This window comes from Pseudomonas sp. LB3P25 (assembly GCF_054897985.1).
On sequence record NZ_CM142711.1, the window covers coordinates 636,047 to 656,960 of the forward strand.

At 59.7% G+C, this 20,914-nt stretch carries 14 protein-coding genes; 12 read left to right on the forward strand and 2 right to left on the reverse strand.

The genetic code is table 11. The features are described 5' to 3' along the window. Positions 1–154: 154 nt before the first annotated feature. Positions 155–2,596, reverse strand: coding sequence for a penicillin-binding protein 1A (locus tag ACYZTW_RS02870; RefSeq protein WP_462005692.1), 2,442 nt, complete (start codon positions 2,594–2,596; stop codon positions 155–157). A 218-nt stretch (positions 2,597–2,814) separates the two neighbouring features. Here ACYZTW_RS02870 and ACYZTW_RS02875 point away from each other — a divergent pair, with 218 nt between their 5' ends. From ACYZTW_RS02875 to ACYZTW_RS02930, 12 genes are all read left to right on the forward strand, one after another. After that, a complete protein-coding gene (locus tag ACYZTW_RS02875) occupies positions 2,815–3,879 on the forward strand; it encodes a pilus assembly protein PilM (RefSeq protein ID WP_462003653.1) in 1,065 nt (354 codons plus the stop codon). Continuing rightward, positions 3,879–4,445, forward strand: coding sequence for a PilN domain-containing protein (locus tag ACYZTW_RS02880; protein ID WP_462003654.1), 567 nt, complete (start codon positions 3,879–3,881; stop codon positions 4,443–4,445). The genes ACYZTW_RS02875 and ACYZTW_RS02880 overlap by 1 nt, the downstream gene beginning before the upstream one ends. Then, complete coding sequence (pilO, locus tag ACYZTW_RS02885; protein WP_462003655.1) at positions 4,442–5,065, forward strand: type 4a pilus biogenesis protein PilO; 624 nt, start codon at positions 4,442–4,444, stop codon at positions 5,063–5,065. Before ACYZTW_RS02880 ends, pilO begins: the two co-directional genes overlap by 4 nt. Beyond that, complete coding sequence (locus ACYZTW_RS02890; RefSeq protein ID WP_462003656.1) at positions 5,062–5,589, forward strand: pilus assembly protein PilP; 528 nt, start codon at positions 5,062–5,064, stop codon at positions 5,587–5,589. Before pilO ends, ACYZTW_RS02890 begins: the two co-directional genes overlap by 4 nt. A gap of 13 nt (positions 5,590–5,602) precedes the next feature. After that, positions 5,603–7,693 (forward strand): type IV pilus secretin PilQ, encoded by a 2,091-nt coding sequence (gene pilQ / locus ACYZTW_RS02895; protein WP_462003657.1) that lies wholly within the window; start codon positions 5,603–5,605, stop codon positions 7,691–7,693. Positions 7,694–7,697: 4 nt separating this feature from the next. Next, the gene (gene aroK, locus ACYZTW_RS02900) at positions 7,698–8,216 is read left to right on the forward strand and encodes a shikimate kinase AroK (protein WP_010464421.1); all 519 of its coding nucleotides are present in this window, start codon (positions 7,698–7,700) and stop codon (positions 8,214–8,216) included. 151 nt (positions 8,217–8,367) lie between these two features. Beyond that, positions 8,368–9,468, forward strand: coding sequence for a 3-dehydroquinate synthase (gene aroB / locus ACYZTW_RS02905; protein WP_462003658.1), 1,101 nt, complete (start codon positions 8,368–8,370; stop codon positions 9,466–9,468). A 10-nt stretch (positions 9,469–9,478) separates the two neighbouring features. Further along, positions 9,479–11,065, forward strand: coding sequence for an AAA family ATPase (locus tag ACYZTW_RS02910; protein WP_462003659.1), 1,587 nt, complete (start codon positions 9,479–9,481; stop codon positions 11,063–11,065). A 507-nt stretch (positions 11,066–11,572) separates the two neighbouring features. Beyond that, positions 11,573–16,018: a glutamate synthase large subunit gene (gene gltB, locus ACYZTW_RS02915; protein WP_462003660.1), complete on the forward strand. Its 4,446-nt coding sequence runs from the start codon at positions 11,573–11,575 to the stop codon at positions 16,016–16,018. A 33-nt stretch (positions 16,019–16,051) separates the two neighbouring features. Continuing rightward, positions 16,052–17,470, forward strand: a complete 1,419-nt coding sequence (locus ACYZTW_RS02920; protein ID WP_462003661.1) for an FAD-dependent oxidoreductase — start codon at positions 16,052–16,054, stop codon at positions 17,468–17,470. Positions 17,471–17,723: 253 nt separating this feature from the next. Continuing rightward, a complete protein-coding gene (gene hemE, locus ACYZTW_RS02925; protein WP_462003662.1) occupies positions 17,724–18,791 on the forward strand; it encodes a uroporphyrinogen decarboxylase in 1,068 nt (355 codons plus the stop codon). 256 nt (positions 18,792–19,047) lie between these two features. Beyond that, positions 19,048–19,560 (forward strand): cytochrome b, encoded by a 513-nt coding sequence (locus ACYZTW_RS02930; RefSeq protein WP_462003663.1) that lies wholly within the window; start codon positions 19,048–19,050, stop codon positions 19,558–19,560. A gap of 1 nt (position 19,561) precedes the next feature. Here ACYZTW_RS02930 and ACYZTW_RS02935 read toward each other — a convergent pair whose 3' ends face one another. Then, the gene (locus ACYZTW_RS02935; RefSeq protein ID WP_462005693.1) at positions 19,562–20,794 is read right to left on the reverse strand and encodes an MFS transporter; all 1,233 of its coding nucleotides are present in this window, start codon (positions 20,792–20,794) and stop codon (positions 19,562–19,564) included. Between the last annotated feature and the right edge of the window lie 120 nt (positions 20,795–20,914).

Consider the following 20,914-nt stretch of genomic DNA (forward strand, 5'->3'; position numbering starts at 1 on the left):
CTCCCACATTGGAGTGCGTCCTCCTGTGGGAGCGAGCCTGCTCGCTCAGACGGCCTGAGATGCGCCACTTTTCTGGCCAATGCTGAAAATCCACAGGCAACAAAAAGCCCCGCTCTTCTTTCGAAGGCGGGGCTTTTTTTGTCGCGTCACTCGATCAGAACAAATCGATCGGCGCCGCTTCATCCGCTGGCAGTGGGCTACCCGGCGCAGTGCCGTTGCCCAGCTCATTCACCGACGGTGGCGTATCTTCGGCCTTGAACAGTTCGAAGTAGGCGCCTGGCGTGCCTGGGGTCGCTGCACGGCCGCTGACCGGGTCGACTCGCAGGCTGAGGATGCCTTCCGGCTCTGGCTGTGTATGGGGCGGCAGGCCTTTGAGTGCGGCGCCCATGTAATTCATCCAGATCGGCAGGGCGACGGTACCGCCGAACTCCTTGCGGCCCAGGCTTTCAGGCTGGTCGAAGCCGGTCCAGACGGTGGTGACGTAATCGGCGTTGTAGCCAGAGAACCAGGCGTCCTTGGATTCGTTGGTGGTACCGGTCTTGCCCGCAATGTCGCTGCGGCCCAAGGCCAGGGCGCGGCGGCCGGTGCCGAGTTTGATGACGTCCTCGAGCATGCTGTTGAGGATGAAAGTGGTGCGGCCATCGACGATGCGCTCGGCCACGGCCGGCGTTTGTGGCGCTGGCTGGGCAGTCAAGGCTTCGCCCGGGGTTGCGTTGACGGTGAAGGCGTTAGCCGCGACAGGGGCGGCGATGCCGTCGGTGGCGACGTTGCCTTTCGGGACGCTCGGCGGGTTGGCGACGAACAGCGTGTCGCCATTGCGGCTTTCGATCTTGTCGATAATGTAGGGGCTGATCTTGTAGCCACCGTTGGCGAAGGTGCTCCAGCCGGTGGCGATCTCCATTGGCGTCAGCGTCGCGGTGCCCAGGGCCAGGGACAAGTTGCGTGGCAGATCCTGCTTGTTGAAGCCGAACTTGCTGATGTAATCAATGGTGCGGTCGACGCCTAGCGCCTGCAGCAAGCGGATCGATACCAGGTTGCGCGATTTGTAGAGCGCCTCGCGCATACGGATCGGGCCGAGGAAGGTGTTGGTGTCGTTCTTCGGACGCCAGACCTTGTCCAGGTACTCGTCGACGAACACGATCGGTGCGTCGTTCACCAGGGTGGCGGCGGTATACCCGTTATCCAGCGCGGCACTGTAGACGAACGGCTTGAAGCTCGAGCCCGGCTGGCGCTTGGCCTGCATGGCGCGGTTGTAGTTGCTCTGTTCGAAGGCGAAGCCGCCGACCAGGGAGCGAATGGCACCGTTCTGCGGATCGAGGGAAACCAGTGCGCCCTGAGCCTGCGGGATCTGGCTGAATTTCAGCGAGTTGTCCGGCTGGCGTTGCACACGAATCAGGTCGCCGACCTGGGCGACGTCCGAAGGCTGCTTCGGATTGGCGCCCATGCTGTTGGTATTCAGGAACGGACGCGCCCATTTCATGCTGTCCCAGCCGACGTGTTCGTCACCGGTACGGGTCATCACTTGCAGGCCGGTTTTGTCGACCTGGGTGACGATGGCAGGTTCTAGGCTGCTGATGGTGCGCTGCTTGGTCAGCTCGGTTGCCCAGGCCTCGCGAGTCTTGCCCGGCAGGCGCGACTCCGGACCGCGATAACCATGACGCTGGTCGTAGGTCATCAAGCCTTCGTGGACCGCGGTGTTGGCCATTTCCTGCAGGTTGCTCGGCACTGTGGTGGTGACGCGGAAACCCTCGGTATAGGCGTCGCTGCCATAACGGCCGACCATTTCGGCGCGGGCCATCTCAGCGATGTACGGCGCATTCACTTCCGGGGTCGGCACGTGATAACTGGCGTTCAGCGGCTCGTTGATCGCGGTGGTGTAGTCGGCTTCGGTGATTTTCCCGAGTTTGTACATCCGGCCAAGGATCCAGTCGCGACGTTCCTTGCTGCGCGCCGGGTTGGCCAGCGGGTTAAAGCGCGAAGGGGCTTTTGGCAGGCCGGCGATCATCGCCATCTGCGCGAGGCTGACGTCACGTATCGACTTGCCGTAGTAAACCTGCGCGGCGGCTTCGATGCCGTAGGCGCGGTTGCCCAGATAGATCTTGTTGACGTACAGCTCAAGAATCTCGTCCTTGGTCAGCTGCCGTTCAATCTGCAGGGCCAGGAGAATTTCGGTGGTTTTGCGCGAGAAGCTGCGTTCGCTGGTCAGGAAGAAGTTCTTCGCCACCTGCATGGTGATGGTGCTGCCGCCGGACTGAATGTGTCCGCTTTTTACCAACTGGGTGGCCGCGCGCATCAAGCTGCTGGGGTCGACACCGTAGTGATTGGCGAAGTTGTCGTCTTCAGCACTTAGTAACGCATTAATGAAATTGGGGGGGATGTCGGCGAACCGGATCGGTGTGCGGCGCATTTCGCCAAATTCTGCGATCAGTTTGTTGTCGCTGCTATAGACCCGCAAAGGAATCTGCAACTGGATGCTTCTCAGCGCCTCCACGGATGGCAATCCCGGACTAAGGTAGAGAAAGGCGCCGCTAAGACCGAGGAGCAGTCCGCAGAAAACGGCGACGATGGACCAACCGAAAAATTTCAGCAGACGAATCAAGGCTTTTGGACATCCAGGGCAAAGAATGAATTAGGCATCAGGGTTCAGATAAACAGGGAACGACCCGCGCTTGAAGTAAAAACCGGAAAAAAACGCTGGGCATTATAAGCATTTTTCCGTCGAGGGCGTCATTTGCGCTGCTGTCAAGACGGGTGGTTTGAACGCAACGGTTATTACAGAGTCCGTAAGACACGGATAGTCATAGGGAATTGGTAGTGCTAGGACTCTTCAATAAAAAGGCCAATACGCTTTTGGGGATCGACATCAGCTCCACGTCGGTCAAGCTTCTGGAGCTAAGCCGCCAGGGCGACCGCTATCGGGTCGAGGCCTATGCGGTGGAGCCTTTGCCCGCCAACGCGGTGGTCGAGAAAAATATCGCCGAGCTCGAAGGTGTGGGGCAGGCACTCGCGCGCGTGCTGCTCAAGGCCAGAACCAACCTGAAGAACGTCGCTGTGGCCGTGGCCGGTTCGGCGGTGATCACCAAGACCATCGAGATGGACGCCGGTCTGTCCGACGACGAAATGGAAAACCAGCTGAAAATCGAGGCCGATCAATACATCCCTTATCCATTGGACGAAGTGGCCATCGACTTTGAGGTCCAGGGCGTTTCTGCGCGCAATCCCGAACGAGTCAATGTGCTGCTGGCGGCCTGTCGCAAGGAAAACGTCGAGGTCCGGGAAGCGGCCCTGGCTCTGGCCGGCCTGACGGCGCGCGTGGTCGACGTCGAGGCCTATGCGCTGGAGCGCTCTTACGGATTGCTGGCGGGTCAACTGATGGCTTCTCAGGAGCGTCTGACGGTAGCGGTGGTCGATATCGGCGCTACCATGACCACCCTGAGCGTGCTGCACAAGGGGCGGATCATCTATACCCGCGAACAATTGTTCGGCGGTCGTCAACTGACGGAGGAAATCCAGCGACGTTATGGCCTGACCCTTGAACAGGCGGGGTTGGCGAAGAAGCAGGGTGGTTTGCCGGACGATTACGTCAGCGAGGTCTTGCAGCCGTTTCGCGATGCGCTGGTGCAGCAGGTGTCGCGTTCGTTGCAGTTTTTCTTCGCCTCTGGTCAGTACAACTCGGTTGATCACATCCTGCTGGCCGGCGGTACCGCGTCGGTCCCGGGGCTGGATAGGTTGATCGAGCAACGATTAGGTACACCGACGCAAGTGGCCAACCCATTCTCCGATATGACCCTGGGCAGCAAGGTCAACGCCGGTGCCCTGGCCAGCGATGCGCCAGCACTGATGATCGCCTGCGGGCTGGCCCTCAGGAGTTTCGACTGATGGCGCGGATCAATCTTTTACCCTGGCGCGAAGAGCAGCGTGAAGTCCGCCGCAAACGCTTTTTGCTTGTACTGGTCGGTGTGCTGGTGGGGTCAGTAGGGGCGGTGCTGATCGCAAACCAGGCCATCAATGGCGCTATCGATCGACAGGTTGCGCGTAACGATTACATCGGAAAACAGATTGCCGTGGTCGACGAGCGGATTAAACAGATCAGCGATTTGAAAGCCCGTCGCCAGCAACTGGTCGAGCGCATGCGCATCATTCAGGACCTGCAAGGCAACCGGCCGATCAGCGGGCGTATTTTCGATCAACTGGCGCGGACGCTGCCTGATGGTGTGTATTTCACCGAAGTGAAAATGGCTGGCAAATCCTTGTCCATCACCGGAGCGGCGGAGTCCAACAATCGTGTGTCAGACCTGATGCGCAATCTGGATGCGTCCGACTGGTTTGATGCTCCCAGTCTCACGGAAGTCAAAGCGACGACCGCCGGTCAGTTGGATCAGGCCAACGTCTTTCAGCTGACCGTTCGTCAGACTCAGCCCGCCGCTGCGGAGGGCGGCAAATGAGGCTATCTGAATGGTTCGAAGGCCTGCGCAAGATCGACATCAATGATCTGGACACCAACAACATCGGTTCCTGGCCGCCAGCGATCAAGGCATTGGCCGGTGTCCTGCTGGTGATTCTGGTGCTGGCCCTGGGCTACAGCTTTTCCACGAGCGACCTTAAAACCCGACTGGAACAAACGCGCGAGGAAGAGTCGACCCTCAAGGAGCAATTCGCCAACAAAGCCCACATGGCGGCGAATCTGGAGCTGTATACGCAGCAGATGAAGGAAATGGAGACCTCCTTTGGTGTGCTGCTGCGGCAATTGCCCAGTGACACCGAAGTGCCCGGCCTGCTAGAGGACATCACTCGCACCGGTCTGGGCAGTGGCCTGGAGTTCGAAGAGATCAAACTGCTGCCGGAGGTCACGCAGCAGTTCTACATCGAGCTGCCGATCCAGATCACCGTCACCGGTGCCTATCACGACCTGGCGACCTTCGTCAGCGGTGTGGCCGGGCTGCCACGGATTGTCACCCTGCATGACTTCGACCTTGCGCCGGCCAACCCGGAAGGTGGCCCGAAGTTGCGCATGAGCATCCTCGCCAAGACCTACCGCTACAACGACAAGGGGCTGCAAAAATGAGCCCGATTCGTTGTTTTACGATAGTTGTGTTGGTCGTCGGCCTGGCCGGTTGCGGCAGCGACAATGATTTCAGCGACCTGGACGCGTACATGAACGAAATGCGTTTGCGTGCGCCCGGCAAGATTGAACCAACGCCGACATTTCGGTCTTACCCAACATTCACCTACAACGCCGCCAACCTGCGAAGCCCGTTTTCTCGGCAGATCAGAGTCGATCTGGCCGGCCAGAAACACGGCTCGCGCAACGTCAAACCTGACCCGAATCGGGTCAAGCAGTACCTCGAAGGTTTCAACATCGAGCAGTTTGAAATGGTCGGAACGATCGCCAATGCGACCGGCTCCTTTGCGCTGCTGCGCGGGGCGGGCGGGGTGCATCGGTTGAAAGTCGGCGATTACCTGGGGCGTAACGATGGGCGGATCGTCGCCATCAGTGGCTCGCAGGTCGATGTGGTCGAAATCGTTCCCGACGGCGAAGGCGCCTGGCTGGAGCGGCCGCGGACCATCCCTTTGAAAGAGCACTCATAGTGGAACTCGAATAATGAACAGGATTTTCTCAACCTTCGGTATTTCGCTATGGATAGCGTTGCTGTCGCCGATGGTACTAGCGGCCAACCTCAAAGCGCTGGATGTCGCGGCGTTGCCGGGGGACCGCGTCGAGTTGAAGTTGTCGTTCGATGGGCCACCACCGCCGCCCCACGGTTACACCACGGAATCGCCTGCACGGATTGCGCTGGATCTGCCCGGCGTCGTCAGTCAGCTAAAAAGCAAAAATCGTGACCTCGGCGGTGGAAACGCCCGCAGCGCCACGGTGGTGGAAGCCAAGGACCGTGCGCGACTGATCATCAATCTGACCCAGTTGACCCCGTATAACACACGGGTCGAAGGCAACAATCTGTTCGTGGTGGTCGGGCAAGGCGCCAACAAAACGGCCTCCAGCCCAGCGCCCAAAACGCAGCGCGCCGCGACTGCAACGCCAGCCCCGGCGAAAGCCTATGCGCCGGTGGGTAAGGCCATCCGGGGTGTGGATTTCCAGCGCGGTACTCAGGGCGAAGGCAATGTGGTCGTCGATCTGTCGGATCCTTCCATTGCCCCGGACATTCAGGAGCGCGACGGCAAGATCATCCTCGGTTTCGCCAATACCCAATTGCCTGAACCGTTGCGCGTACGTCTGGACGTCAAGGATTTCGCCACGCCGGTGCAGTTCGTCAACGCCAGCGCCACGGGCGATCGGGCCACGATCAGCATTGAGCCCAGTGGCGCCTTCGACTATTCGACTTACCAGACCGACAACAAGCTGACCGTCAGCATCCGGCCGATGACCGTCGATGACTTGCAGAAACGCAACACTGAACGTTTCGCCTACACCGGTGAAAAGCTCTCGCTGAATTTCCAGGACATCGACGTGCGTTCGGTGCTGCAATTGATCGCCGATTTCACCAATCTCAATCTGGTGGCCAGCGACACGGTGCAGGGCGGCATTACGCTGCGTTTGCAGAACGTACCGTGGGATCAGGCGCTGGATCTGGTGTTGAAAACCAAGGGCCTGGACAAACGCAAGATCGGTAACGTTTTGCTGGTGGCGCCGGCCGATGAAATCGCTGCCCGAGAGCGTCAGGAGCTGGAATCGCAGAAGCAAATCGCCGACCTGGCGCCCCTGCGTCGCGAACTGTTGCAGGTCAACTACGCCAAAGCTGCCGATATCGCCAAGCTGTTCCAGTCGGTGACCAGTGCCGAGGCAAAAGCCGACGAGCGGGGCTCGATCACGGTGGATGAGCGGACCAACAACATCATTGCCTACCAGACCCAGGATCGCCTCGACGAACTGCGCCGTATCGTCGCGCAACTGGATATCCCGGTGCGTCAGGTAATGATCGAGGCGCGCATCGTCGAAGCCAACGTCGACTATGACAAAAGCCTCGGCGTGCGCTGGGGCGGCTCGTTGCAGAACAAGGGCAACTGGAACACCTCGGGCGTCAGCAATAATGGGGCTAATGCATCGTCGACCATCGGTACGCCTGGCAGCACCAGCACCAACTCGCCATTCGTCGACCTGGGCACCGCCGCCAACACCTCGGGGCTCGGCATCGCCTTCATCACCGACAATGTGCTGTTGGATCTTGAGCTGACGGCCATGGAGAAGACCGGCAACGGCGAAATTGTCTCGCAGCCCAAGGTGGTCACGTCGGACAAGGAAACCGCGAAAATCCTCAAGGGCACGGAGATTCCCTATCAGGAAGCCAGCTCCAGCGGCGCCACCTCGGTGTCGTTCAAGGAGGCCTCGCTGTCTCTGGAAGTGACGCCGCAGATCACTCCGGACAACCGGATCATCATGGAAGTGAAGGTCACCAAGGACGAGCCGGACTACCTGAACAAGGTGCAGGACGTACCGCCGATCAAGAAAAACGAGGTCAATGCCAAGGTCCTGGTCAACGACGGCGAGACCATCGTGATTGGCGGGGTTTTCTCAAATACTCAGAGCAAGGTTGTAGATAAGGTGCCATTTCTCGGTGATGTGCCGTATCTTGGCCGCCTTTTCCGGCGTGACGTGGTTTCGGAGAAAAAATCCGAGCTGCTGGTATTTCTCACTCCGCGTATCATGAATAACCAGGCGATTGCTGTGAGTCATTGATTCTGTGCGAAATTTGATTCTTGTTGGACCGATGGGGGCTGGAAAAAGCACCATCGGCCGGTTGCTGGCCAAAGAGCTGCGCCTGCCGTTCAAAGATTCCGATAAGGAAATTGAATTGCGCACGGGCGCCAATATCCCGTGGATTTTCGATAAAGAAGGCGAGCCGGGCTTTCGTGACCGCGAGCAGGCAATGATTGCCGAGCTGTGCGGCTGCGACGGCGTAGTGCTGGCGACTGGTGGCGGCGCGGTGATGCGCGAGGCCAATCGTCGGGCGCTGCACGCCGGGGGGCGGGTGGTCTATCTGCATGCGTCTGTCGAGCAGCAGGTGGGCCGCACTTCCCGTGATCGCAATCGACCGCTGTTGCGTACTGCCGATCCGGCCAAGACCCTTCGGGATCTGCTGGCGATCCGCGATCCGCTTTATCGGGAAATTGCCGATCTGGTGGTGGAAACCGATGAGCGGCCGCCGCGAATGGTCGTGCTCGATATTCTCGAACGCTTGCAGCAGCTACCTCCCCGTTAAAGCGCAGCGCGAAATGCGCTATCCTCGGCGTCCTGTCATGGCCGCTCAAGGTTGTGGCGGATGGCTACCGAACGGCGTCACACCAGCAGACGCCGTGGACATTCGTTAACTCAAGGCAGGACGCCTGATTCCATCTTCACTGTGGGGACACATGCAGACACTCAAGGTCGATCTAGGCGAGCGCAGCTACCCGATTCATATTGGCGAAGGTTTGTTGGATCAGCCTGAGCTGCTGGCCCCGCATATTCGCGGACGGCAAGTGGCGATCATCTCCAACGAGACCGTTGCGCCGCTCTATCTCGAGCGTCTGACCCGCAGCCTCGCACAGTTCTCGGTGGTTTCCGTGGTGTTGCCCGACGGCGAAGCCTTCAAGACCTGGGAAACCCTGCAACTGATTTTCGACGGTCTGCTGACCGCACGGCACGACCGCCGTACCACGGTCATCGCCCTCGGTGGCGGTGTGATTGGTGACATGGCCGGTTTTGCGGCCGCCTGCTACCAGCGTGGTGTCGATTTCATCCAGATCCCGACCACGCTGCTGTCGCAAGTCGACTCATCGGTGGGCGGCAAGACCGGGATCAACCATCCGCTGGGCAAGAACATGGTCGGCGCTTTCTATCAGCCGAACGTGGTGCTGATTGATACCGCTACCCTCAGTACCCTGCCGGCCCGCGAACTGTCCGCCGGGCTTGCCGAGGTCATCAAATACGGGCTGATCTGCGACGAGCCGTTCCTGACCTGGCTTGAAGAAAACGTCGATCGCCTGCGCGCCCTGGACCAGGTTGCCCTGACTTACGCCATCGAGCGCTCTTGCGCAGCCAAGGCGGCGGTGGTGGGTGCCGACGAACGGGAGACCGGAGTTCGGGCCACGCTCAATCTGGGTCACACCTTCGGCCACGCCATCGAAACTCACATGGGCTATGGTGTCTGGCTACATGGTGAGGCGGTTGCTGCTGGCACCGTAATGGCATTGGAAATGTCCGCGCGCCTGGGCTGGATCAGCGAGCAAGAGCGCGATCGCGGCATTCGTCTGTTCCAGCGTGCCGGCCTGCCGGTCATCCCGCCTGAAGAGATGACTGAAGCCGATTTTCTCGAACACATGGCAATTGACAAGAAAGTGATCGACGGTCGTTTGCGCCTGGTGCTGCTGCGCCACATGGGCGAAGCGGTGGTGACCGACGATTATCCGAAAGAGGTTTTACAGGCCACGCTGGGAGCGGATTACCGCGCTCTGGCTCAGCTTAAAGGTTAATAAGATCCCGATGACTAGTTTGCACGCCGACGAGGCTTTCCTCGGCCATTACCAGTTGAGTCATGACCCTTTTGCTCCACGGGTGCCTGGCTTCAAATTCTTCCCGGCCCAGCGCAAACCGGTGCTGGGACAACTGCATCACCTGGCACGCTACAGTCAGTTGCTGCTGGTCGTCACCGGCCCGCAAGGCAGTGGCAAGACGCTGTTGCGTCAGGCCCTGGTGGCCAGCACCAACAAACAGTCGGTGCAGAGTGTGGTGGTTTCCGCACGTGGCGCCGGTGATGCGGCCGGTGTGCTGCGTCAGGTGGCTCAGGCGCTGAACGTTGCCCAGGCCGAAATCGGCGCGATTCTGGCTCAAGTGGTGCAGCTTGCACTGACGGGGCAGGAAGTTTATTTGCTGGTGGATGACGCCGAGCAACTCGACGAGTCCGCGCTGGAAGCCTTGCTGGCCCTGGCCGCCGGTGCACCGGAAGGTCGCCCGCATGTGTTCCTGTTCGGTGAGTCGTCGCTGATTGCTCAACTGGAGGCGCTGAGCCTCGAGGAAGAGCGTTTCCACGTCATCGAGCTGCAGCCTTACACCGAAGAAGAAACCCGCGAATATCTGGACCAGCGGCTCGAAGGCGCCGGCCGGGGTATCGAACTTTTCACCGCAGATCAGATCTCTGATATTCACGAAAGCTCCGACGGTTGGCCTGGCACCATCAACCAGGTTGCCCGCGATGCAATGATCGAAGCCATGATTGCCAGCCGCTCAGCGGTGAAGCGTCCAAGTATGGGGTTCAACATGCCGAAGAAACACGTATTGGCGATTTCCGCCGTTGTCGTGGTCGCGGTAGCCGCCGCCTGGTTGATGCCGGGCCGCAGCAAAGCACCGACCACTGGCGCGCCTGCCAACGAGCAGGCGCAACTGCCGCTCGGCCAGGGCACGCCACAACCAAACAGCGGCGGCGCGCCTGCCGTCGAATTCGCCGGTAACTCGCAACCGATGCCGTTGCCGCTGGTCGGCAACTCGCAGCCGGTCATGCGCAAGCCTTTGGCCGAAGCTGCCGGTGGCATCACTGAGGGCGATGATGGCGTGCCGGTCGAAGGTTCGAGCGCTACACCGCCGACCGTGACCACCACCGCGCCTCCAGCCGGTCTGTCGGCCGGCCCTGCACCGACGCCAGCTGCCAAGCCTGCGCCGACTCAGGTGGCGACTGCCAAGCCAGCCCCGGTTGCGCCTGCCGTGAAGCCGGCTCCAGCGCCAGCCAAGCCAGCCGCCGCTGCCGCCAAACCTGCCGAGAAACCAACCACCGTGGCCAAGGCCGCCGGCGGCACCTGGTACGCAGCGCAAGCGCCGGGTAACTACGTGGTGCAGATCCTCGGCACCAGCTCTGAAGCGGCTGCGCAATCCTTCGTCAAGGAGCAGGGCGGCGAGTACCGTTATTTCAAGAAAGTCCTTAACGGCAAGCCGCTTTACGTCATCACTTACGGTAGCTTCGCCAACCGCGATGCAGCCGTTAGCGCCATCAAGGCCTTGCCAGCGAAGGTTCAGGCTGGTAAACCTTGGCCTCGCTCTGTCGCCAGCGTCCAACAGGAACTGGCAACAGCTCGCTGAAGATTCGGCGGCCTTACCCAGGCCGCCTCTCCCGGCACCTCAAAATTTCTACAAGTGCATGCCGCCTTTAGGGTCTGTTGGCGCTTGCTGACGACCGCGTTGCGCGCCAACATGCGCGAGGCTGCGTTGCGGGATTTGCCAAGGGAAGTGCCATTGGCAGCATCCCGCGCCTTGCCCCGCGCACGTTGGCATCACAACGCGGTTCGTCAGCAAGCACCAACAGACCCTGGGCCGCGTGCCTTGTGGTGTCTGCGTCACAGTAGTCTTTGAGTCGTTGCGGTCAAAATTAAAAAAGTTTTGACTAGCACAGCATATCGCTTTAAACCTTTCACAAATGCGACATAGATTTGCGACATTTCGTCGTCAAATTTGTGAGCCTCTGTGTCGGTGTGTACAATGACCTCCCTTTTGCCCCCGCAAAGCTGGCGTACGTTCGGCGTGGATGGTAACTGGCTGAATTGAAAAGAAATTTGCCTCGATAAGAGGCAGCCTGGTGAGAAAGTGTCTATGAAAGCAGGTCTGTACCAACCAGATGAATTCAAGGATAACTGCGGTTTCGGCCTGATAGCCCATATGCAGGGCGAGCCCAGTCATACCCTTTTGCAAACGGCCATCGAGGCCCTGACCTGCATGACCCACCGCGGTGGGATCAACGCCGACGGCAAGACCGGTGACGGTTGCGGTCTGCTGATTCAAAAGCCGGATGTGTTCCTGCGAGCGATCGCCCAGGAAACCTTCGGCGTCGAACTGCCCAAGCAATATGCCGTGGGCATGGTCTTCTTCAACCAGGACCCGGTCAAAGCCGAAGCTGCTCGCGAGAACATGAACCGCGAGATCCTCGCTGCTGGCCTGACCCTCGTCGGCTGGCGCAAAGTGCCGATCGACACCAGCGTCCTTGGCCGCCTGGCCCTTGAGCGCCTGCCGCAGATCGAACAAGTGTTCATCGCCGGTGATGGCCTGAGCGATCAGGACATGGCCGTCAAGCTGTTCACCTCCCGTCGTCGCTCGTCCGTGGCCAACGCCGCCGACGCCGATCACTACGTCTGCAGCTTTTCGCACAAGACCATCATTTATAAAGGCCTGATGATGCCGGCGGATTTGACCGCCTTCTATCCAGACCTCAGCGACCAGCGCCTGCAAACCTCGATTTGCGTGTTCCACCAGCGCTTTTCGACCAACACCCTGCCGAAATGGCCGCTGGCTCAGCCGTTCCGCTTCCTCGCCCACAACGGCGAGATCAACACCATTACCGGTAACCGCAACTGGGCCGTGGCCCGTCGCACCAAGTTCACCAATGATCTGATGGATCTGGAAGAACTCGGCCCGCTGGTCAACCGTGTCGGTTCTGACTCCTCCAGCATGGACAACATGCTTGAGCTGATGGTCACCGGTGGTATCGACCTGTTCCGTGGCGTGCGGATGATCATTCCGCCTGCGTGGCAGAACGTCGAAACCATGGACCCGGACCTGCGTGCGTTCTACGAATACAACTCGATGCACATGGAACCGTGGGACGGCCCGGCCGGCGTGGTAATGACCGACGGTCGCTACGCAGTGTGCCTGCTCGACCGTAACGGTCTGCGTCCGGCGCGTTGGGTCACCACCAAGAACGGTTTCATCACCCTGGCCTCGGAAATCGGTGTCTGGAACTACCAGCCTGAAGACGTGATCGCCAAGGGCCGCGTTGGCCCGGGTCAGATCTTCGCCGTGGACACCGAAACCGGCCAGATCCTCGACACCGATGCGATCGACAACCGCTTGAAGTCGCGCCATCCGTACAAGCAATGGTTGCGCAAGAATGCCCTGCGCATCCAGGCGACCATGGAAGACAACGACCACGGTTCGGCGTTCTACGACGTCGACCAGCTCAAGCAGTACATGAAGATGTACCAGGTCACTTTCGAAGAACGTGATCAGGTGCTTCGTCCGCTCGGCGAGCAAGGCTACGAAGCCGTTGGCTCGATGGGCGACGATACGCCGATGGCCGTGCTGTCCCAGCGCGTGCGCACGCCGTACGACTATTTCCGCCAGCAGTTCGCGCAGGTCACCAACCCGCCGATCGACCCGCTGCGTGAAGCCATCGTCATGTCGCTGGAGATCTGCCTCGGTGCCGAGCGCAACATTTTCCAGGAGTCGCCGGAACACGCCTCGCGCGTGATCCTCAGCTCGCCGGTCATTTCCCCGGCCAAGTGGCGCTCGCTGATGAACCTCGATCGTCCGGGCTTCGAGCGCGCGATCATCGACCTCAACTACGACGAAAGCGTCGGCCTCGAAGCGGCGATCCGCAACGTCGCCGATCAGGCTGAAGAAGCGGTGCGCTCCGGTCGTACTCAGGTCGTGCTGAGTGACCGTCACATTGCCCCGGGCAAATTGCCGATCCACGCTTCCCTGGCCACCGGCGCGGTGCACCACCGGCTGACCGAAAAAGGCCTGCGTTGCGACTCCAACATCCTCGTGGAAACCGCGACGGCTCGCGATCCGCACCACTTCGCGGTATTGATCGGTTTCGGCGCCTCGGCGGTCTATCCGTTCCTGGCCTACGAAGTGCTGGGCGACCTGATCCGCACCGGTGAAGTGCTGGGCGACCTCTACGAGGTGTTCAAGAACTACCGCAAAGGCATCACCAAAGGCCTGCTGAAGATTCTGTCAAAGATGGGCATCTCGACCATCACGTCGTACCGCGGTGCGCAGTTGTTCGAAGCCATTGGCCTGTCCGAAGAAGTCTGCGACCTGAGCTTCCGTGGCGTTCCGAGCCGCATCAAAGGTGCGCGTTTCGTCGACATCGAAGCCGAGCAGAAAGCCCTGGCTGCCGAAGCCTGGAGCCCGCGCAAGCCAATCCAGCAGGGCGGTTTGCTGAAGTTCGTCCACGGTGGCGAATATCACGCGTACAACCCGGACGTGGTCAACACCCTGCAAGCCGCTGTGCAGCAGGGCGACTACAGCAAGTTCAAGGAATACACGGCGCTGGTGGACAACCGTCCGGTGTCGATGATCCGCGACATGTTCAAGGTCAAAACCCTGGACACGCCGCTGGACATCAGCGAGATCGAACCGCTGGAATCGGTGCTCAAGCGCTTTGACTCCGCGGGCATCTCCCTCGGCGCCTTGTCGCCGGAAGCTCACGAAGCCCTGGCCGAAGCCATGAACCGCCTCGGTGCGCGTTCCAACTCCGGCGAAGGCGGCGAAGACCCGGCGCGTTACGGCACCATCAAGAGCTCGAAAATCAAACAGGTTGCGACTGGCCGTTTTGGTGTGACCCCGGAATACCTGGTCAACGCTGAAGTGCTGCAGATCAAAGTCGCTCAGGGCGCCAAGCCCGGCGAGGGTGGTCAACTGCCCGGCGGTAAGGTCAACGGTCTGATCGCCAAGCTGCGTTACGCAGTGCCGGGCGTGACCCTGATTTCGCCGCCGCCGCACCACGACATCTATTCGATCGAAGACTTGTCGCAGCTGATTTTCGACCTGAAACAAGTCAATCCGAAGGCTTTGGTCTCGGTGAAGCTGGTTGCAGAAGCGGGCGTCGGCACCATCGCCGCCGGTGTGGCCAAGGCCTACGCGGACTTGATCACCATCTCCGGCTATGACGGCGGCACCGGTGCATCGCCGCTGACCTCGATCAAATACGCGGGCGCTCCGTGGGAACTCGGCCTGGCCGAAACCCACCAGACTCTGCGTGGCAACGACCTGCGCGGCAAAGTCCGGGTACAAACCGACGGCGGCCTGAAAACCGGCCTCGACGTGATCAAGGCTGCCATCCTCGGCGCTGAAAGCTTCGGCTTCGGCACCGCGCCAATGATCGCGCTGGGCTGCAAATACCTGCGCATCTGCCACCTGAACAACTGCGCCACTGGCGTCGCGACTCAGAACGAGAAGCTGCGCAAGGATCACTACATCGGGACCGTCGACATGGTGGTGAATTTCTTCACCTACGTCGCCGAAGAAACCCGTGAGTGGCTGGCCAAGCTGGGCGTGCGCTCCCTCGAAGAGCTGATCGGTCGTACCGATCTGCTGGACATCCTCGAAGGCCAGACCGCCAAGCAACAACACCTGGACCTGACGCCATTGCTGGGCAGCGATCACATCCCGGCGGACAAGCCTCAGTTCTGCCAGGTCGACCGCAACCCACCGTTCGACAAAGGCCTGCTGGCCGAGAAAATGGTCGACATGGCCACCTCGGCCATCAACGACATGAGCGGCGCTGATTTCGCCCTGGATATCTGCAACTGCGACCGTTCGATCGGCGCGCGGATCTCCGGAGAAATCGCTCGTAAACACGGCAACCAAGGCATGGCGAATGCGCCGATCACCTTCCGCTTCAAAGGGACGGCCGGTCAGAGCTTCGGTGTGTGGAACGCCGGCGGCCTGAACATGTACCTGGAAGGCGACGCCAACGACTATGTCGGCAAAGGCATGACCGGCGGCAAACTGGTCATCGTTCCGCCAAAGGGCAGCGTCTACAAGACTCAGGACAGTGCCATTATCGGCAACACCTGCCTGTATGGCGCCACCGGCGGCAAGCTGTTCGCCGCCGGTACCGCGGGCGAGCGTTTTGCGGTGCGTAACTCCGGTGCTCACACCGTGGTGGAAGGCACGGGCGATCACTGCTGCGAGTACATGACCGGTGGTTTCGTCTGCGTATTGGGCAAGACCGGTTACAACTTCGGCTCAGGCATGACCGGCGGTTTCGCCTACGTGCTCGACCAGGACAACACCTTTGTTGACCGGGTTAACCACGAACTGGTGGAAATCCAGCGGATCAGCGGTGAGGCGATGGAAGCCTATCGCAGCCACCTGCAACGCGTGCTGAACGAATACGTCGAGGAAACCGACAGCGAGTGGGGTCGTAACCTCGCTGAAAACCTCGACGACTATCTGCGTCGTTTCTGGCTGGTCAAGCCCAAGGCTGCCAACCTGAAATCGTTGCTTTCCAGCACCCGTGCCAACCCGCAGTGATATGCGCCTGAAGAGTTTGATGAGGTTTTAACAATGGCTGAACGTCTGAATAACGACTTCCAGTTCATCGATGTCGGGCGCAAAGATCCGAAGAAGAAACTGTTGCGTCAACGCAAGAAAGAGTTCGTGGAAATCTACGAACCGTTCAAACCCCAGCAGTCGGCCGACCAGGCCCACCGCTGCCTGGGTTGCGGTAACCCGTATTGCGAATGGAAGTGCCCGGTGCACAACTTCATTCCCAACTGGCTGAAACTGGTAGCCGAGGGCAACATCCTCCAGGCCGCCGAGCTGTCGCACCAGACCAACACCTTGCCGGAAGTGTGCGGCCGGGTGTGCCCGCAGGATCGTCTGTGCGAGGGTGCCTGCACCCTCAACGACGGCTTCGGCGCGGTGACCATCGGTTCGGTCGAGAAGTACATCACTGACACCGCGTTCGCCATGGGTTGGCGTCCGGACATGTCCAAGGTCATACCGACCGGCAAGCGTGTTGCAGTGATCGGCGCAGGCCCGGCAGGTTTGGGCTGTGCCGACGTGCTGGTACGCGGTGGAGTGACCCCGGTGGTGTTCGACAAGAACCCGGAAATCGGCGGTCTGCTGACCTTCGGCATCCCCGAGTTCAAGCTGGAAAAGACTGTGCTGAGCAATCGTCGCGAAGTCTTCACCGGCATGGGCATCGAGTTCCGTCTGAACACCGAAGTGGGCAAGGATGTGACCATCGAGCAACTGCTCGAAGAATACGATGCCGTGTTCATGGGCATGGGCACCTACACCTACATGAAGGGCGGCTTTGCCGGTGAGGATTTGCCTGGTGTGCACGACGCGCTCGACTTCCTGATCGCCAACGTCAATCGCAACTTGGGCTTTGAAAAGTCGCCGGAAGATTTCGTCGACATGAAAGGCAAGAAGGTTGTGGTGCTGGGCGGCGGCGACACGGCGATGGACTGCAACCGTACGTCGATTCGCCAAGGCGCCAAGTCGGTGACCTGCGCTTATCGTCGTGACGAAGCGAACATGCCGGGCTCGCGCAAAGAGGTGAAAAACGCCAAGGAAGAAGGCGTGAAATTCCTCTACAACCGCCAGCCAATCGCGATCGTCGGTGAAGACCGCGTCGAAGGCGTGAAGGTGGTCGAGACCCGTCTCGGCGAGCCGGACGCCCGTGGCCGTCGCAGCCCTGAGCCGATTCCGGGTTCCGAAGAGATCATCCCGGCCGACGCCGTGGTCATCGCGTTCGGTTTCCGTCCGAGCCCGGCGTCGTGGTTCGAGCAGCACAGCATCCAGACCGACAGCCAGGGCCGCGTTGTGGCCCCGGAACAAGCTCAGTACAAGCACCAGACCAGCAACCCGAAAATCTTCGCCGGTGGCGACATGGTTCGCGGTTCTGACCTGGTGGTAACGGCGATCTTCGAAGGCCGCAATGCCGCCGAAGGGATCCTGGATTACCTGGGCGTCTAACTGCGATCCTGATCTGCAATACGGTCAAAATGTGGGAGCGAGCCTGCTCGCGAAAGCGGTGGATCAGCCAACAGAGATGTTGAATGTGAAGCCCTCTTCGCGAGCAGGCTCGCTCCCACAGTTGTTTTGAGGTGTTGCGAAAATCGCAATTCAACCGCGACAAATTGACCCGATAGACAAAAGGCGCGGCTCTTGCCGTGCCTTTTGCGTCGCGCTCTGAGAAAATGCCCGCACTTTTTTTCCGGATGCCGACATGACTGCCCTGAAGAACGACCGTTTCCTTCGCGCCCTGCTCAAGCAACCCGTAGACGTCACGCCTGTGTGGATGATGCGTCAGGCCGGTCGCTACCTGCCGGAATACCGCGCCAGCCGAGCCAAGGCCGGCGACTTCATGAGCCTGTGCATGAACCCGGCGTTCGCTTGCGAAGTCACGATGCAGCCGCTCGACCGCTATCCACAACTGGACGCGGCGATCCTGTTCTCCGACATCCTCACCATCCCGGACGCCATGGGCCAAGGCCTGTACTTCGAAACCGGTGAAGGTCCGCGCTTCAAGAAAGTCATCAGCACGATGGCTGACATCGAAGCCCTGTCGATTCCTGATCCGCACAAAGACCTCGGCTACGTCATGGACGCGGTCAGCACCATCCGCCGCGAACTGAACGGCCGCGTGCCGCTGATCGGCTTCTCCGGCAGCCCATGGACCCTGGCCACCTACATGGTCGAAGGCGGCTCGTCGAAAGACTTCCGCAAGACCAAGGCCATGCTCTACGACAACCCGCAAGCCATGCACCTGCTGCTGGACAAGCTCGCACAGTCGGTCACCAGCTACCTCAACGGCCAGATCATGGCCGGCGCGCAAGCGGTGCAGATCTTCGACACCTGGGGCGGCAACCTCTCGGCGGCGGCGTATCAGGAGTTCTCCCTGGCCTACATGCGCAAAATCGTCAGCGGCCTGATCCGCGAACACGAAGGGCGCAAGGTGCCGGTCATCCTTTTCACCAAGAACGGCGGTCTGTGGCTCGAAAGCATTGCCGACGCTGGCGCTGATGCGCTCGGCCTGGACTGGACCTGCGACATTGGCGAAGCCCGCCAACGTGTCGGCAGCAAAGTCGCCCTGCAAGGCAACATGGACCCGACCGTGCTCTACGCCAAGCCAGAAGCCATTCGCACCGAAGTTGGCCGCATCCTCGCCAGCTACGGCAAGGGCAGCGGCCACGTGTTCAACCTCGGCCATGGCATCACGCCTGAAGTCGACCCGGAACACGCTGGCGCCTTCCTGCGCGCGGTGCATGAACTGTCGGCGCAGTATCACGAGTAAGACCTTCTCTCGATTGCTGCCCGGGGCGATAAATCGGGTGGCAATCAGTAATTAGAGTTCTTCTTGTTATTTCTTTATTATTCTAAATATCGACTTTATCGTTGCGGTAGTTTGTTATTTGTTGGGTGCGGATAACTTTCGCGGGTCAGTGTTCTCAATTTCTTACTGAATGCAGTATTTAGTCATAGATGGTTGTCTTGACGGTCTGTCGATAACTAATTGTAATCGCGCCACTAATTTAACGTTGGTGAGTGTGATGAGAAGAGTAGGTTATTCGCCAGGGCAGGTGCTGTTGCACTGGCTTTCGGCGGGAGTGATTTTATGGGCGTTATTGTCCGGATTCTATGTATCTGTCGTTGATGTGTTGCCGCAAACAAAGGCCTGGGTAGGATTTGTCAATGTTTCGGTGACCGCTTTGTTTATTCCGGTTTTTGCAGTGAGAGTTTATCTGGTTGTTATTCATTCGTGTGCCGATGACGCTGCGAACAAAACACGGATGGACCACGTGGCGTGCCTGATGCACAAGTTTATTTATCTGGTAACGAGTGTTGTTCTTGTGACCGGGATTTTAATGATGGATCGCGCAATTAATGTGTTCGACCTGATTTTAATTCCACAGCCACTGGAAGATCAAACTTGGATCGACAGGTTTTTTACTGTCCATGTTTGGTCCTGTGCGGTGTTGTTGATACTGGTGGCGGTGCACATCTCGGCGGTCATCAAACACGAGATGTGCGGGCGCAGGATACTTAAGCGCATGACGTTCTAGTTCAGGCGGGTTGATTGCCGGGCAAGGTTGGCAACTTCGCCAGTTTCAACGCCACCAGCAACGCAATCACCAGCAATCCGCCAACGAACAGCCCGATCCCGTTCCAACCACCCAAATGCCAGAACACGCCCCCGGCAGTACCGGCGATGCTCGACCCGGCGTAGTAGCTGAACAGATAAAGCGACGATGCTTGCCCTTTGGCCTTGATAGCTCGGCGGCCGATCCAGCTGCTGGCCACCGAATGGGCGCCGAAGAAGCCGAAGGTGAAGATCAGCATGCCAATGATCACGACCGGCAGCGGCGTGAACATGGTCAGGGCGAGGCCGGCGATCATCAGCACGATGGTCGCCCACAGCACTTTGCGCCGACCGAGTTTGTCGGCCAGGGCGCCGATTTTCGCTGAGCTGTAGATGCCCGACAGATACACCACCGAGAGCAGCCCGACGAAGGCCTGATCCATGTGGTACGGCTCGGCCAGCAGGCGATAACCGATGTAGTTGAAGAGGGTGACGAACGCGCCCATCAGCACGAAGGCTTCAAGGAACAGCAGCGGCAGGCCGGCGTCGCGAAAGTGCATGGTGAAGCCGTCAATCAAGCTGCGCGGGTGCAATGAACGGGCGCGGAAGTTGCGCGACTCGGGAAGGATTTTCCAGAACACCGCTGCTGCGATCATGGCCAGGCCGCCGATCACCAGCATCGCCGCGTGCCAGCTGACGAAGTCGATCAACACGCCGGTGATCAAGCGTCCGCACATCCCGCCAATCGCGTTGCCGCCAATGTACAAGCCCATGGCCAGGCCGATGTGCTGCGGGTGGATCTCTTCGCTCAGGTAAGTCATGGCGACCGCCGCCAAGCCGCTCAGCGACAAGCCTATCAACGCGCGCATTACCAACACGCCGTGCCAACTCGGCATCATTGAACTGGCGATAGTGCAGAGCGCGGCGGCGAACAACGCGGCGACCATCACCGGTTTACGTCCGACACGGTCGGAGATCGGGCCAGTGATCAGCAGACCGATGGCGAGCATGCCGGTGGCCACCGACAGGATCAGGCTGCTCTGCGCCGCATTGATGGAGTACTCGTGGGACAGCAGCGGCATCATCGGCTGCACGCAATACAGCAGAGCGAAGGTCGCGAAGCCGCCGGAGAACAGCGCCAGCACCGTGCGCATGAACATCGGCGTGCCTTTTTCTATGTAGATCTCCTTCAGTTCGGCGACAACATCGTCCACCACTGCGGGCGGAACTTCATGGGCAAGTGGAGCGACAGCAGTTTTCACTTCGGACCTCGGAGGGCGCAGCCGGTCAGGCAATGAAAAAAGCATATAGCTGCCTAATGATTCAATCCAATATAT